Below are 14,650 nucleotides of genomic sequence, written 5' to 3' on the forward strand. Positions count from 1 at the left end.
CTTCTCGCCCCCAGCTACCTACACTAAAAGGACTGCTTTTAACCAATCCGCGTCTATGACCATTGCTAGCGCCCCTTCGCCCATCAACTGGGACACCTTCGCACGCTCCTTGGGCAACATTGAGGTGGTGCGGGATCCCAGCCAGCTTGAGAAATTATCGAAGGACTACTACCACTTCAGTCCGGTGCTCCAGGGGCAGTTGGCGGGCTATGTTGCCGATCTGGTGGTGCGGCCCAAAACGGAAGCCGAGGTGATCCAGGTGGCCCAGCGCTGCGTGGTGGATCGGGTGCCGCTGACGGTGCGGGGGGCAGGTACGGGTAACTATGGCCAGTGCATTCCCCTGGCGGCTGGGGTGGTGTTGGACATGAGCGCCATGAACCAGGTGAAGTGGGTGAAGCCGGGGATGGCCTGTGTGGAGCCGGGGGCCAAGTTGGCGGCGATTGATCGGGCGGCACGGGAAACAGGTTGGGAACTGCGGATGGCCCCTTCTACCTACCGAACGGCCACCATGGGCGGATTTATTGCGGGCGGCAGCGGCGGCATGGGGTCGATTACCTACGGCCAACTGCGAGATCGGGGCAACCTCAATGCCGTGCGGGTGGTGACGATGGAGGACAGTCCCCGCGTGATTGAGCTGCGGGGCGATGCGGTGCAGCAGGTGAACCACGCCTACGGCACCAATGGCATCATCACCGAGTTGGAAATTCCCCTGGGGCCAGCCTACCCCTGGGCCGAGGCCATTGTGGTGTTTGACGATTTTATGACAGCAGCTCGGTTTAGCCAGGTTTTAGGGGAATCGGACGGGCTGATCAAAAAGCTCATCACCGTGTTTGCTTGGCCTGTACCCAGCTACTTTGGGGCGCTTCAGGCCCATCTACCGGAGGGCAAGGCGGCGGCCTTTGTGATGATTGCGGAACCGTCTCTGGAACTTTTTGGAGAACTGGTGAAAGAATTGGACGGCACCATAACTTGCCAAAAATCTGCCCAGGAAGCGAGGAAAGGTACCCTACTGGTGGAATTTACCTGGAACCACACCACCCTCCATGCCCGCAGTGTTGACCCCACATTGACCTACCTGCAAACGATCTTTCCCTACGACGCCGAGCTAAAAGGCGTCGAACATTTCTATCACCACTTTGGCGATGAGGTGTTGATGCATTTGGAATTTCTGCGCATCGGGGGGCGGGTTTGTCCGGCGGCATTGCAACTTGTCCGCTACACCACCGAAAATCGCCTCAACGAAATCATCCGCTACCACGAAGACCATGGAGCCTTCATCGCCAACCCCCACACCTACCTACTCGAAGATGGCGGCATGAAACAGGTGGATCAGGCCCAGGTGAACTTCAAGGCCCAGGTAGATCCCTACGGTCTGCTGAACCCCGGCAAAATGCGCGGCTGGCTAGAACGACAGCCATGACAGCGATGACGCTATGCTTTCATAGCTATTGCTATGAATTTACTCCTGCAAATTGGTAACGTAATACCAATACAAAATGAAGCTGAGCACAATTCAGGCTGCTTTCTGGAATTTCGCTTGGAGTAGGGCATCGAGAATGAAGTCATACCCCGTGATGGACTGCACTTGCTCCGGGGTTAGACGGGCGAGTTCCTCCTCCACCCGCTGTTGAAGCGCGTTGAGGGAGGGGAAGTTCTCGCCTTTCCAGGTGGCTTTGAGGTGCGGCCAGAAGCGTTCTATGGGGTTGAGTTCGGGACAATGGGGTGGTTGGAAGAGGGGAATGATGTTTTCGGGCCACTGGATGGCCTTGGCTCGATGGGCCGGGGCCCGGTCGAGTTGCATCACCACCACCGAGTCGCCTAGGGCACGGGAGAGGTCATCGAGGAATTGTTGGAAATGGGTCTGATTCAGATGGGGGTGGGTTTGGCTCCAGTGCCATCCACTCACCGGGTCAACCACCCCATAGAGCCAGAAGGCTTCCCGAGGCCAATCCACCTTGGCGATGGGTTTGACACCCTTGGCGGTGATCCCTCGCCCCGTCTCGGTTTTGCACCCAATCCGGCTTTCGTCCTGCACCAGATACCGAATCGTGGGCAGGTTCAGCATCGATTGCAGGGCCATCAGGGCGAGACTGAGTTTTTTTTAAACGTCGCTATCGCCTCTGGAGACGGCTTTACGCTCTGGGGACGGGGCACTTTGAGTTTGGCTTGCAGTTTGTTGCGCACAAACTGTCGTACCGTCTCATACTGCACCGTCAGACCACACTCCTGCTCCAGCCACACCACAATTGCCCCATAACGGCGAAAGCCCTCCTCCGACGCCAGACGTTGGTTCAGTTTCTCCAGCACCTCCCCCCGAATCTGGGGCTCCGCTCCGGGTGCTTTCTTTTCCTCCAGCAGTGCGGCTAAGCCCCCTTGACGATACAACAACAGCCAGCGGCTAATCGTCGCAGGGCTGCGCCCCAACCGCTCACCAATCTCCTGCCGATACCGGATTTGCTTCGTCTTGATCCACCACAGCATCTGCAACCGCTCTTTGCGAAATCCCGTTTTCGCCTGCTTCAGGCTTTTCTCCAGAAAGGTTTCGCTTTCACCAACCTCAATCACGAAGGGACGGGCCATCCTTTCTACCCTCTCGAACGTCATCCCCTATTATGCTCAACTTCATGTCGGATTGGTATTACGGGAGTAGATCACTGTTTCGGGCTAATTTTTCTCTGACCTGTAGATTAATGCGCTATCATTTTTCTCTGCCCCGTAGACTAATGCACTACCGGGAGTCTCTCCCAGGGGTCCATCGCCAATGTGACAAAGTTTACACGGATTATTGGGACGCCTATGTCACGGTCGTTCCCAGCAAACGTCATGAGGCGGTGGGCACAGAGAGTGGCTTGACCCGTTACATCGAGTGCTTGAACAACCCGTTCTGCGAATCACGACATTTAGCGTGCGAACGTACAGTTTGAGAGAATGGAGAATAGGAGATTCGAACTCCTGACCTCTGCGGTGCGATCGCAGCGCTCTACCAACTGAGCTAATTCCCCGATGGATTGAACTTATCCTACCAAAACTCCGTGGGTTCAGGCGGGGGGAGCCGAGGAAATTCCGTTTTCTCCATCAAAACAGTAGTCGGCTAGGGCGGTCTCTGCTACACTAGCCAAAGACTATTCCTTGGAAGCGTGGCTGAGTGGTCGAAAGCGCCTCCCTGCTAAGGAGGTAGGGGAGTAAACCTTCCCTCGTGGGTTCAAATCCCACCGCTTCCGTATATCTAATCAATATTGTGTTGTTTCCGTATCTGTGGAGCAAGGGGATTAAGCCCCTTGCCTGGACGAGCGGTAGACAAAATTGTCGGTTCTACGCCGTGAATGCCCTGTCCTAGATGTGTTGCTCTAGGAGTTCCACAATGGTGCGGTGCTCGGCGGGCAGATCGGCGGGGACATCTTGGCGGGTGTCAGTGATCAGCCAGTCGAGGGCAGCGGCTTTCATGTCGATGGAGGCTCCGGTTTTATCAACGCAGTAGCGGCCAAACACTAGCTTATCCACCAGACGCACACCGGGGCCAATGCGGGAGTATTCAAAAATCACGCTCTTGTCTACGATGGATCCGCTGCAAATTTCGCAGTTGTTGCCGATGGCGCTGGGGCCAATGATGGTGGCTCCGTCTTCAATGTGGGTCATGCCACCGATGTAGACGGGGCCTTCGACGTGGATGTTGTCCCAGTTAGCCTTCACGTTTAGGCCCACATAGACGCCGGGGCGAATTTCTTGCCCTGGGATATCCACCAGGTTGACTACCCCGGTGAGCACGTCCTGGATGGCGCGCCAGTAGTCGGGCACTTTTCCAATGTCTACCCATTCAAATTCCATGGGAATGCCGTAGAAGGGGGCGTTGTTGGCCACTAGGCGGGGCATGAGATCGCCGCCAATGTCGAAGGGTACGCCGGAGGGGATATAGTCGAACACCGCTGGCTCGAAGATGTAGATCCCGGTGTTAATTTCGGTGCTGAGGGCTTCTTCCACGGAGGGTTTTTCCTGGAAGGATTTGATCCGTCCGGTTTCGTCGGTGACCACCACCCCGTAGCTGGGTACCTGCTTGAGGGGCACGGTTTTGGTGATGATGGTGGCGATGGATCCTTTCTCCCGGTGGCGGCGCACCGCTTCGGTGAGGTCGAGGTCAATCAGGGCATCGCCGCAGAGCACCACGAAGGTGCCGTCAAAGAAGGGGGAGAAGTCTTGAATTTTGCGCATTCCGCCCGCCGAACCAATGGCATCGCCCACCAGTTGGCCATCGTCTTCGATGCGTCCCTCAAAGGAATAGGCGATTTCTACCCCAAACCGTTGGCCATCCCGGAAGTAGCCTTCAATTTCGTTGGCCAGGTGGCTGACGTTGACCATCACCTGGTTAAACCCATGCTGCCGTAAGAGTTCTAGCAAAAACTCCATCACTGGCTTTTGCATAATTGGAATCATCGGCTTGGGAATGGTGTAGGTGATAGGACGCACCCGAGTCCCTTTCCCAGCCGCCAGAATCATCGCTTTCATAAAAATTACAGTCCTTAAACTTTACGGCGAAACTTTACGGCAAAACGATTGACAGGAACGGAGCCCTTAGGACGATACCTTCTGAAGTCATTTAGTCTAGAGGGCAGCTATGGCATGAGTAAATCCGCAACTGCCCCCCTAAACTGTCAGAAAAATTACCTAAAGCGTCCACCTATGCTATCAACACAGAAAAATAGCTTTCCGAATAACCTGGCAAACTTCAGAAAGTTCTCATAAAGGGATAAAGCGCATACGTCCCCGGCGGCCTAACGGTGGGCCATGGAGTGCCACAACTATCCTCTTTGGGACTAATCGGGCAGGATAAAGGGTTCGAGTCCCGCTTCCTCGACGCTGAGGGGAGATCGGTTGAGGTTGCGTACCCGCAGGTCGCGGTAGAACACCTGTTGGGAAAGCTCTACCTTGGACTGGGCCGAGAGAAACAGCAGGCCCCAAAACACTCCCACCCGTTCGTGGGTATCGGCTTCGGCGGCGGTGGCAAAGTGATGGGCGGTTTTCAACTCCTCTGGCTGAAAGTCGGGCCAAGCTTGGATCAACTGCTCAAAATCTAGCCAGCAGGGATGGTCGTCCTCTAGGGTATCCCAGTAGGCATCGAGGAACTGCTCTAGGGCGGCGGCGATTTCCGAGAGGTTTTCCTGGTGGGCCAGTTGGGCAATGGCGCGTACGGCTTGGCGTTTGGCCTGGGGTTTGGCGCGGCGCATCCGGCTGCGGGGCTGGTGTTCGGCCATCACCTCGGCCATGGCTTCGAGTTGTTGGATAAGCTCGGTTAGCGTGACTCGCCGCCGTTTGGGGGGTACCGCCACCGCCCGCCGATGGAGATGGCGCTCTAGGTTGCGGGGCAGGGGCACGGTTGCCAGATCTTCCTCCGGCCAGAATCCGTCCTCCTCAAGGGCCTCGTCCTCCTCGACCTCGCTGCGCACCATGGAATCGGCCTTCAGCAACACTAGCATGGAGGCATAGAGAAAGGCTTGGCCCGACTCGGAGAGGTTGGCTTCGTAGGGGGTGCGGCCTTGCTGGGCGAGGGATTCGGCCTGGTCGTGCAGACTGGTGAGAAACCGATCCATCACGTCGATCACCTTCACATCCCAGGGGTCGATTTCGCCCCGTTCGGCCAGGTCAATGAGGAAGGCGATGGCGGTTTGGGCAAGGGAGGAGGAGGCCATAGAGTCAAGTATTTTGCATGGGGCGGCACTAGAAAAGTCCAGGAATCGTAACTCAGACTTCAGGATCTAACCACAGACGCTCCAGCGATCCCCAAGTCTCTGGGTCTATCCTAGCTTTGTCCCTCGGCCTTGGGGGCAGAGGCCGGTAGCAAAAGGCTCTGTTCCTCCAGTTCCACCCGGTAGCGCTCCACGTCTTGTTCGAGTTCTTGGATGCGCAGTTCCCGCTGTTTGGCCTGTTGCCCCACGGAAAAATAGCTCTGCACCTGTGCCCAGACGCTAAACACCCAGGCCAGCACCGCCCCAATGCCCATGGCCATCATCAACTCCACACAGAGGGGGGCTTCCACATCTAGCCCCTTGGCAATGTGGATGAGCACGGGTTCGGTGTTTTCGATGCCAAACAAAACCAGGGCCAGAGCAATGACAAAAATGACAACGAAATTAATTTGTTTCATAGCCTTGCGTTGTAAGGGTTCACTGTGTCTAGGTCTATCTTACTCATCGGGGTGGCCCCAGCCAGCGATAGCGCATCCCATAGCCCATCAGCACGACGACCGTCAGGATCACGCCCCCCAGTCCAATCCAGTTGGGTAGCCAAAAGCGTACATCGATATGGCTCTTGTCCCCTAGGGGTAGGATCCACTGGGATCCACTGGGGTCGGTTTGGGTAGGGGCAAGGCTGTCCGTTTCGACCGCGCTGATGCCCCAAGGCACCTGCACCCTAAAGGCCACGGGATCGGGTAGGAGAACGTCGCCGCCGAGGGTCGCATCCGAGGGGAATTCCACCCCACGCAAATCCAGGTCGTACCGCAACCACACCTGGCTGAATAGCCCCCAGTTGCGCTCTTGGGTTTCGAGATGAAAGGGCACCGTTCCTAGGGCGGGCAGGGTAACCGCCGTGGCGACAGGGGCTTCCTTGATCGCCCCAGGGAGTGAACCAACGTTTTCCCCAGGCGACGGATCTGCCAAAACCTGGTTAAAGCGTGCCGTCAAATCCGCCGGGGTGCTGAAGGGCACCGTGATCTCGATGGTGGTTGGGGTTTGGCGCAGGTGACCCCCCAGTTGCCGTACCGGGGTGCGAATCTGCTGAAGCCAAGGACGAAGGGCATCGCTGGCAAAGGCCAGGTTGCGCTCGCCGAGGGCGATGGTCTGGATCCACTGGCCGTGGTGGTGGTGGTCAAACCGGAGGGTGAGGTCGGCCTGAAAGCAGCCATTCAGCAAAAGCGCTAGGCCCATCACCAGCCCAAGCCCCAGGTTGCGGATGCCCCTCGCCCCCCTCACCATTCTGCCTGACATCGCCTATCGAGTCGCTTGCTGACTGAGGTACATGGCCTGGAGCACCAAGGCTGGATCGACCCAGTTGCCTTGGTATTTCATGCCCCAGTGCAGGTGGGGGCCAGTGGTACGGCCCGTCATCCCCACCCGGCCAATGCGGGCTCCAGCGGGAACAGTTTGCCCTGGGCGCAGTTGAATGCCGCCCTCGCGATCAATCAACATCTGGCTTTGGCCGCTGCCCTCCACTCGGCCATGCATGTGGCAATAGATATGAGTCCATTCCCCAGATTGGATGGCAATGGAGGTACCGCAGGCTCCATCGTCCTCGACCCAGAGCACTTCCCCGGCCCACCAGTTGCGGATGTAGCTGCCGTTGGGGGCCGCTAGGTCTAGGCCGTAGTGGAAGCGCTGGGAACCGCTGTAGGGATCGCGCCGATAACCAAAGGGAGAGGTGTAGGTCTGGAAATTTTCTACCGGAAAAGACGCCTGGGTCCACAGCATGGCGGAACTGCCCAGGGCCACCTGTTGGGCCTGTACCGTCTGACGAGGGGGGAGGGTCACCGTGGCTGTGGCTAGGGCAGTACCCAGCAGGGCCAGCAGCAAACGGGAGGGCAAGTGCCGAATGGGGGAAGACTGAATCGGGAAGGGCCACTTCATACGCATACAACTGAGTGGGAGCAGCGAACATCCCCCGAATGGGTGGATATCGCCCTAAGCTTATCCCAGATTTCCGTAGGCGAATACTCTTTTTGCTGAAGAATAATCGCCCCCCTAGCCCTGGCACGGGGCCGATCTATCGCCGCCCTTGATGAATTCAACGGTTGCAGCCGCAGGGATATCTTTACAATAGGAGAACCGTTTACCCCTCACCGAAGGACTCTGTTATGCAAACCCTCGCCCTAACCTCCGTCAATGTTGAACAGGTGCTGGATGAGCTGCGGCCCTACTTGCTGGCCGATGGCGGCAACGTGGAACTGGTGGAAATCGATGGCCCGATTGTAAAACTGCGCCTGCAAGGAGCCTGTGGATCGTGCCCTAGCTCTGCCATGACTCTCCGCATGGGAATCGAGCGTCGTCTGCGGGAATTTATTCCCGAAATCGCCGAAATCGAGCAGGTATTCTAGGGATCGCTCAAGTTTAGATTTCCCGATTTTGACGATCCAATTTCGATTGTCCGCCCCCCCATCCCATGCCCCATCCCATGCCCCCATCCCAGTCTGCCCAAGTGATTGTCGTCGGGGCCGGAGCAGCGGGGGTGTTTGGGGCGATTGCCTGCGCCGAAGCGGCCCCCTCGGCCACCGTTCACCTATTTGAGGCGGGGCGGGAACCCCTGGCCAAGGTACGAATTTCTGGCGGCGGGCGCTGCAATGTCACCCACGCCTGTTTCGATCCGGCGGTGCTGGTCAACCACTATCCCCGAGGGAGCCGTGCCCTGCGTGGCCCCTTCAGTCAGTTTCAGCCCAGGGACACCATCGCCTGGTTTCAGCGGCTGGGCATTGCCCTGAAAACCGAGGCCGATGGCCGCATGTTCCCCACCACGGACGATTCCGCCACCATCGTCGAGGGGCTACTGGGGGAGGTGCGGCGGCTGGGCATTGTGCTCCATCGAGGGATAGCCGTGACGGGTATCCCCCAGGCTGAAGACGGCTTTACCGTAGCGGTGAAGGGCGGAACCTCCTGGCGGTGTGATCGCCTGCTGTTGGCCACGGGCAGCAGCAACCTGGGCTATCGACTGGCCCAGTCCCTCGGCCATACCCTGGTGCCCCCGGTACCGTCGCTGTTTACCTTCACCGTCAGGGATCCCGAACTGCACGCCTTAGCAGGGGTATCGGTGGAAGATGTAGCCCTGATCTTACCCTTGGACGACGGCAAGCCCCTGAAGCAGCGCGGCCCCCTGCTGCTCACCCACTGGGGACTGAGTGGCCCCGCCATCCTCAAACTGTCGGCCTTTGGGGCGGTGGGTCTGCATCGCCAGCGCTATCGGGCCAATCTCGGTGTTAACTGGTTGCCCGATTTCAGCCAAGACCAAGTGCGGCAAACCCTGCTGAATTTGAAACAGACCCAAGGGAAGCGGCTGGTGATTAGCTTTTCACCTTTTCCAGCCCTATCCCGGCGGCTGTGGCTCTATCTGCTTCAGCAGCGAGTGGGGCTAGACCGCGACCTCACCTGGGCCAACCTCAGCAAAGGGCAGTTGCAAGCCTTGGTCACGGAACTCACCCAGGGTCGTTACGCCATCGATGGTCAGGGGGTGTTTAAGGACGAGTTTGTCACCTGTGGTGGGGTGGCGCTGAAGGAGGTGGACTTCAAAACCATGGAAAGTCGCCGCTGTCCAGGACTTCACTTTGCCGGGGAAATTCTCGATATCGACGGCATTACGGGCGGGTTTAATTTCCAAAACGCCTGGACGACGGGATGGTTGGCGGGGCGAGCTATGGCCGCGTTAGGGAACAAAACTTCCGCACCCGGTCAAACTCTGGATCCTGCCAAGAGTAGGCGAAATGGCTAACGGCGTTGATTTCTGGCAAGGCCCGTCGCATGGCCTCCATTTGGGTTTCTAAGGCGGGGCGGTTGTGGGTGGGCTGGCCCCAGGTTCCGGCGATAGCGGGCATAATCAGCGGTCGTGAATTGGCTGGAGCCATGGAAATCACCCGCCGAATGCCGTCTAAAATGCAGCCCGTGTGGCCACAGACCGCATAGGCCATGGGATGCCAAGCCATGGTGGTAGGAAAGCGTTCCCAGTATTGCAGGCGGGAATCGTAGCCCCCGGTGCCAACGGTTTGGTTACCATCGGGGAAAAAGACCGCCCCGGAGGGCACCCCACCGCGACGGGATTGCTCCTCCGCCATTTTCACAAAGTCCACCACCCCCTGCACCGCATGGGCCACCGCCAGTTGCCACAGTTCCCGCTGAAATTGGGGCCGCAGGGCGTCTGCAGAAGACTGCGGTTGATTGGGTTGACGGGGAGTGGGCGGGCGGGTTTGCCAGAGGGGTTCGGCCTCATGGGGGTAGAGGGTCCGCACATCCTCAATGTCGCGATTTTCGAGCCCCCCTCGGCTGATGTAGCGCCGCATCAGTTCCCGCCCCTGTTGGTTGCTCGCCCGTTGCAAGAAGGCTTCCCGCGAGGCTGGGCCGTAGATCCACAGGTCATCTACGCTGTCTACAACCGAGTTGGCCCCCACTCCCCTGGGATAGCGCACATAGTCGAACAGAACGCTATCGGGTCGCCGTCGCAAAATGGCCGTCAGCATCCGGGCATAGTCGGCCTGGGCTTGGGGATGGTAGGGATCGATAAAGACTTCATCGGGGTTGCTCGATTCCCCGGCCTTGGCAAAGGCTTGGGTGGTTTGCCCCCGTCCGTTAAGGGCCAGCACCTGTTGCCGATCCTGCCGCAGGGCATAGTGGTAGCCAAAATTCAGGGTAAAGACCCAGGCATCCACCCGTAGCCCCCGATAGCGCCCTTTCTCGATGGCCTCTGCTAGCAAATCCCGCCGCTCGTAGCCGGGAGACTGCACCACTGACGGCCAAACCGTGGGGTTGTCGGCCTGGGGCAAGAGCACCTGCCCACCGTAGAAGGCTTCCACATAGACTTCGTTGTAGCCCAGGTTAACGATGCGATCCATGACCGCCTCCAGCACTCCGGGCTGAAGGTCGCAGGGGTAGAGCCGTAGCCAGACCGCCTGCCGCTGGGGCCACTGCTGGCTTCGACAACGGCGCAGGTTCTCGGCCTGTTGGCGCACCATAGCCTGATACTGCGGCTGGGCCGTGGCGTTGCCGCTAAAGGCCGCCCGTCGCAATTCTTCCTTGGCCTCCGCCTCCGCCTGGGTGACTTGGCAGTAGGCATTTAGCGCCTGGGCTGGACGGGGCAGCCCCAACCCCGCCAACCCTGTGGCCAGAAGCAGACCCTGGATCGCCAGCCTGTACATCCGCTGCCCACCCCAGAACCGGGATATCCAGCCCCGATCTTGCCCCCTTGACACGAACCCTAAACCCTTGGCGACCAACGGTTGCTTGACCATGCTTACCCGATTAATCCGTAACGTTGGCTGAAACAGATGCATGTTCGGTGGAATACTTCGTGGACTGTTCTGTTCCCATGGGGCGCTATGTTACTGGAATTCATCGGGGTTGGCATCCTCCCGGTCAAGGGAACTGGGGCCAGCGCCCTCCCTTTCAACACAGGGGATCGCCTCTGTCTCTGTAGACGCATCCAGGCCGGGATAGTTCGCCAGCAGGGATCGCAGTTTCATGCGCTGAATGTAGGGCCAGCCACCATGCACCTCAATGTCACGCAGCAGGGTGTAGAGGGTGTGGCGATTATTGGGCAGGGCATCCCGAAACTGAGTTTCACAGATCTCACGGTGGCGCTGTTCCAAAAGGCGAAGTAAGGCCAACAGGGCCACACTATCTCCATCACGCACCTGGGCCGCCCGATCAATCGCCGTGGCAATCGCTTGCAAATCCTGGGGCACAATCTCCACCGCCCCTGTCAATGACTCAATGGAAACGGGTTCAGTCATAGGGTCAAGCCTAGGGTTCGTTAAATAGCTTAATGCTTGGCATTCTGTTCCACCGCAGCGTTACGGATCTTTACACGATGTTAAGAAATAGCCCCCCCGGCAACCACCGCCCCAGGGGGCTTCCAGTCACCTAGGAACAGCGTTGACCAATGATAGGAGAATTCTGAGAAAGAAGCCTGAAGCCATGTAGAATGCTTACTTGAGGTTCTACGACTGGGGATTGTACAGCACTTAACAGGACGATGGTCGCTCCCGAAGCGTCTGTTCCTTGGTTTGCAGGCAGCCTGCCTATGGTGCGGGGTCAGCCCTCTAGCTGTTCAACAATCTCTAAGGCAGTAAGTGGCTCCTACGTTTTTATTAAATGCTGATTTGAGGTAGACAATGAGGTATCGCGCCTTTATCGTTGCGCTGTTGGCCATTTGCCTAAGCGTGATCACGGCCTGTAGTGAGGCTCCCACCGCCACTAGCACTGTGCCCCTAACCTATGACCAAATCCGAAATACGGGCCTAGCCAACAAGTGCCCCCAGCTCTCCGAAATGACCCGAGGTAGCCTTCCCCTAGAGGCGGGCAAGAAGTATGAAATCGTGGGCATGTGCATTGAGCCCACCGCCTACTTTGTGAAGGAAGAGCCCACCTCCAAGCGTCAGGAAGCCACCTACGTTCCCGGTAAAGTGCTCACCCGCTACACATCCAGTCTGGATCAGGTGCGGGGGGATCTCACCGTTGAAGGCGACGGTAGCCTGATCTTCAGCGAAACAGGCGGCATTGACTTCCAGGCCATCACCGTCCAGTTGCCCGGTGGCCAACAGGAACCCTTCCTGTTCACGGTGAAAGGTCTAGTGGCCCAATCTCAGCCCGGTCTGGGTGCCCTCACCACCTCCACCGACTTTGAAGGCGATTATAAGGTGCCCTCCTACCGCACCTCCAACTTCCTCGATCCCAAGGCTCGCGGTTTGACCACCGGCTATGACACCGCCGTTGCCCTGCCCGCCAGTGGCGACGAGTATGTAGCAGAAACCGTTAAAGCCTTCGATATCGGCGTTGGCCACATGTCCTTACGGATTTCTAAGATCGACGGCAGCACGGGCGAAATTGGCGGCACCTTCGAGGCCGAACAACCCTCCGACACCGACATGGGCACCGCTGAGCCCGTGGACATTAAGGTGCAAGGCGTCTTCTATGCTCGCCTAGAGGAAGTCTAGGGAACCGGACTGACGCCTAACAGCAACAGAGCGGATCCGTATTCAACGGGCCAAATTTGAATAGGCAAGGAGGGATCCCGTTGGATCCCTCCTTTTTTAATGCCATAGCGCTTTTAGTACCATGGCGCTGCCGATCTCACCCATAGGAACCCACGCGCGCGCTACCTTTCGCCAACGATTGAGAAAAGTCTACTTTAGAAACAAAAAAGTTGCTAAAGTAGAGGAGTCCTTTGATAGCTCGGCCCAACCATGACGGCATCCTTGCTCAGCACCAAGGGAATTACCCTGCACCAAATGGAAGTTTTTGAGGCGGTGGCACGGCATCGTAACTACACCAAAGCCGCCGCCGAACTGTATCTCACCCAGCCCACGGTCTCCATTCAGATCAAGCAATTGTCGAAAACGGTAGGATTGCCCCTCGTGGAAACCATCGGTCGGCAGTTGCACCTCACGGCGGCGGGTGAGGCATTGCTGAATACGTGTCACCAGGTGTTGCGGCAACTTCAGCATTTAGATCAAACCCTGCTGGCCTTTCAGGGGGTAGAGGCGGGCACCGTCAAGCTAGCCACGGTGGAAAGCGGCAAGTGCCTCTTGGTGGAGCAGTTTAAGCCCTTCCTAGAGCAATATCCCGGTCTGGAGGTGTCGTTGCATGTGGGCAGTGATGCCGAACTCCAGGAACGACTCCGCCAAAACGAAGACGATTTTTACCTCTTTAGCCTGCCCCCCACCTCCATTAACCTGGCCACGGTGCCCTATGCCCAGTCGCCCTTGCGGGTCGTCGCCTCCACCAGCCACCCCCTAGCCCAGCGCAAAACCCTCACCCTCACCGACCTCGCCCAGGCCAACTGGATCCTCCGAGAGCCAGAATCCAGCACCCGCCAGCGCCTAGAGGCGGTCTTTAAAGCCCACGGCCTCACCCTGCGCAGCAACCTAGAGCTAAGCTGCAATGAATCGATCAAAGCCAGTGTGATGGCCAATCTGGGACTGGCTCTCCTGCCCGCCTTTTGCATCACCGCCCTCGATGCCAACCTCACGGTTCTCTCGGTGCCAGAACTGACCCTCCAGGGGCAGTGGCAGTTGGCCTATCGCCAAGACAAAGCCTTTTCCCCCGCCGCCAGAGCCTTCTTAGACCGCTGGATCGAATCCTCCCCCTCCCTGGCCATCGGTGCTTAGGGCTACGAAAGATCAAAGTTCATCGACCCAGGGGAGATGGATTTAGGGTGAGGGCTCAAGGGCAAGCCGGAAAACGAATAGGTTGCCAGAGAGGAGACCAACGAAGAACTGTGACCGAGCCAACTGGACTGGCGAAACGTCCTTACATTGATACCTAATGACACATCACAGGCTTACTCAAAATATGTCGGTTGATATGCCAGTTAAAAATGGGTCGCCTGGGATTCGAACCCAGGACCAATCGGTTAAAAGCCGAGTGCTCTACCGCTGAGCTAGCGACCCGTAGGGAATGTGCCGTCAGAATTAAATCTCAAGCACGGTTACCAATAGTAGCATAGCTTTATCGGCAAAGCGATAGTTTTTGGGGATATTTTTTGTTGTTTAGGTAGGATCCAAAACCCAAGGCTACCTGGGAAAGCCGTTTAACGAGCGGAACCTGTTGGACGGTGGAAGCATGGCTTGTTGTACAACAATACCGGTAGAACTCAATCCTGTCTCCCAAGATCAGCCCTGTCTCCCAAGGTCAGCTTATGCCCCCAGAAAAAACCACCGATGGCTCGAAATGGGCGCTAGAACGGCTCCTAGGGGCCATGCCCGCCAACATAGCTCACTCCTTTAGCGAGGAGCAGCGGTTAGCCCTACAATCGGCGTTGGTTGCCAACACGCGCAAACGGCATCCCATTGATTTGCGCTGGTCGATCCCAATTCTGCGACGACGATTCTATTTAGTGTTTCTCATGGGTGAAGAGGAACGCTCTAAGGCCCGGAGGCGGAATCCGTCAACCCCGTCTTAGCCCCGCC

At 57.7% G+C, this 14,650-nt stretch carries 15 protein-coding genes, 3 tRNA genes and 1 pseudogene; 8 read left to right on the forward strand and 11 right to left on the reverse strand.

What is annotated here, in order from left to right; genetic code table 11:
* Positions 1–55 precede the first annotated feature (55 nt).
* Entirely contained in the window at positions 56–1,420 is a 1,365-nt protein-coding gene (locus H6G62_RS00830; protein ID WP_190492201.1) for an FAD-binding oxidoreductase, read from the forward strand.
* 93 nt (positions 1,421–1,513) lie between these two features.
* Here H6G62_RS00830 and H6G62_RS00835 read toward each other — a convergent pair whose 3' ends face one another.
* Both H6G62_RS00835 and H6G62_RS00840 read right to left on the reverse strand, forming a co-directional pair.
* A complete protein-coding gene (locus H6G62_RS00835; protein WP_190492202.1) occupies positions 1,514–2,080 on the reverse strand; it encodes an IS630 family transposase in 567 nt (188 codons plus the stop codon).
* On the reverse strand, positions 2,080–2,580 hold the full coding sequence (locus H6G62_RS00840; RefSeq protein WP_190492203.1) for a helix-turn-helix domain-containing protein: 501 nt from the start codon (positions 2,578–2,580) through the stop codon (positions 2,080–2,082). The genes H6G62_RS00835 and H6G62_RS00840 overlap by 1 nt, the downstream gene beginning before the upstream one ends.
* 155 nt (positions 2,581–2,735) lie before the next feature.
* On the opposite strand from H6G62_RS00840, the pseudogene H6G62_RS27605 reads away from it, so the two are divergent.
* Positions 2,736–2,876 (forward strand): annotated as a pseudogene (locus tag H6G62_RS27605) (IS1 family transposase); the annotation flags it as partial.
* A gap of 53 nt (positions 2,877–2,929) precedes the next feature.
* On the opposite strand, the gene H6G62_RS00845 reads toward H6G62_RS27605, so the two are convergent.
* Positions 2,930–3,002 (reverse strand) — tRNA-Ala (locus H6G62_RS00845).
* Between the two features lie 129 nt (positions 3,003–3,131).
* Between H6G62_RS00845 and H6G62_RS00850 the strand changes: the two genes are divergently transcribed.
* Positions 3,132–3,221, forward strand: a tRNA-Ser gene (locus tag H6G62_RS00850).
* Positions 3,222–3,333: 112 nt separating this feature from the next.
* Here H6G62_RS00850 and H6G62_RS00855 read toward each other — a convergent pair.
* The 5 genes from H6G62_RS00855 to H6G62_RS00875 all read right to left on the reverse strand — a co-directional run bounded on the left by H6G62_RS00855 (position 3,334) and on the right by H6G62_RS00875 (position 7,457).
* The gene (locus H6G62_RS00855; protein WP_190492204.1) at positions 3,334–4,500 is read right to left on the reverse strand and encodes an NDP-sugar synthase; all 1,167 of its coding nucleotides are present in this window, start codon (positions 4,498–4,500) and stop codon (positions 3,334–3,336) included.
* A 308-nt stretch (positions 4,501–4,808) separates the two neighbouring features.
* Positions 4,809–5,681, reverse strand: a complete 873-nt coding sequence (locus tag H6G62_RS00860) for a segregation/condensation protein A (protein WP_190492205.1) — start codon at positions 5,679–5,681, stop codon at positions 4,809–4,811.
* Positions 5,682–5,791: 110 nt separating this feature from the next.
* Positions 5,792–6,136 (reverse strand): LapA family protein, encoded by a 345-nt coding sequence (locus tag H6G62_RS00865; RefSeq protein ID WP_190492206.1) that lies wholly within the window; start codon positions 6,134–6,136, stop codon positions 5,792–5,794.
* A gap of 43 nt (positions 6,137–6,179) precedes the next feature.
* On the reverse strand, positions 6,180–6,977 hold the full coding sequence (locus H6G62_RS00870; RefSeq protein WP_190492207.1) for a DUF3153 domain-containing protein: 798 nt from the start codon (positions 6,975–6,977) through the stop codon (positions 6,180–6,182).
* 3 nt (positions 6,978–6,980) lie between these two features.
* Positions 6,981–7,457: a M23 family metallopeptidase gene (locus H6G62_RS00875; RefSeq protein ID WP_347239264.1), complete on the reverse strand. Its 477-nt coding sequence runs from the start codon at positions 7,455–7,457 to the stop codon at positions 6,981–6,983.
* A gap of 383 nt (positions 7,458–7,840) precedes the next feature.
* Between H6G62_RS00875 and H6G62_RS00880 the strand changes: the two genes are divergently transcribed.
* Both H6G62_RS00880 and H6G62_RS00885 read left to right on the forward strand, forming a co-directional pair.
* Entirely contained in the window at positions 7,841–8,080 is a 240-nt protein-coding gene (locus H6G62_RS00880; protein WP_190492209.1) for a NifU family protein, read from the forward strand.
* A 77-nt stretch (positions 8,081–8,157) separates the two neighbouring features.
* Positions 8,158–9,462: an NAD(P)/FAD-dependent oxidoreductase gene (locus tag H6G62_RS00885; protein WP_190492210.1), complete on the forward strand. Its 1,305-nt coding sequence runs from the start codon at positions 8,158–8,160 to the stop codon at positions 9,460–9,462.
* Here the strand turns inward: H6G62_RS00885 and H6G62_RS00890 are convergent.
* On the reverse strand, positions 9,386–10,879 hold the full coding sequence (locus H6G62_RS00890) for a family 10 glycosylhydrolase (RefSeq protein WP_190492211.1): 1,494 nt from the start codon (positions 10,877–10,879) through the stop codon (positions 9,386–9,388). The genes H6G62_RS00885 and H6G62_RS00890 overlap by 77 nt on opposite strands.
* Before the next feature lie 183 nt (positions 10,880–11,062).
* Positions 11,063–11,473, reverse strand: coding sequence for a hypothetical protein (locus H6G62_RS00895; protein WP_199324645.1), 411 nt, complete (start codon positions 11,471–11,473; stop codon positions 11,063–11,065).
* Between the two features lie 381 nt (positions 11,474–11,854).
* On the opposite strand from H6G62_RS00895, the gene H6G62_RS00900 reads away from it, so the two are divergent.
* Positions 11,855–12,676 (forward strand): photosystem II manganese-stabilizing polypeptide, encoded by an 822-nt coding sequence (locus H6G62_RS00900; protein ID WP_190492212.1) that lies wholly within the window; start codon positions 11,855–11,857, stop codon positions 12,674–12,676.
* A gap of 249 nt (positions 12,677–12,925) precedes the next feature.
* Complete coding sequence (locus H6G62_RS00905) at positions 12,926–13,849, forward strand: LysR family transcriptional regulator (protein ID WP_190492213.1); 924 nt, start codon at positions 12,926–12,928, stop codon at positions 13,847–13,849.
* A gap of 210 nt (positions 13,850–14,059) precedes the next feature.
* Here H6G62_RS00905 and H6G62_RS00910 read toward each other — a convergent pair.
* Positions 14,060–14,131, reverse strand: a tRNA-Lys gene (locus tag H6G62_RS00910).
* Positions 14,132–14,379: 248 nt separating this feature from the next.
* On the opposite strand from H6G62_RS00910, the gene H6G62_RS00915 reads away from it, so the two are divergent.
* A complete protein-coding gene (locus H6G62_RS00915; protein WP_190492214.1) occupies positions 14,380–14,643 on the forward strand; it encodes a hypothetical protein in 264 nt (87 codons plus the stop codon).
* Positions 14,644–14,650: the final 7 nt, after the last annotated feature.

The sequence above is a fragment of the Phormidium sp. FACHB-1136 genome (assembly GCF_014697375.1).
Lineage (GTDB): Bacteria > Cyanobacteriota > Cyanobacteriia > Phormidesmidales > Phormidesmidaceae > Nodosilinea.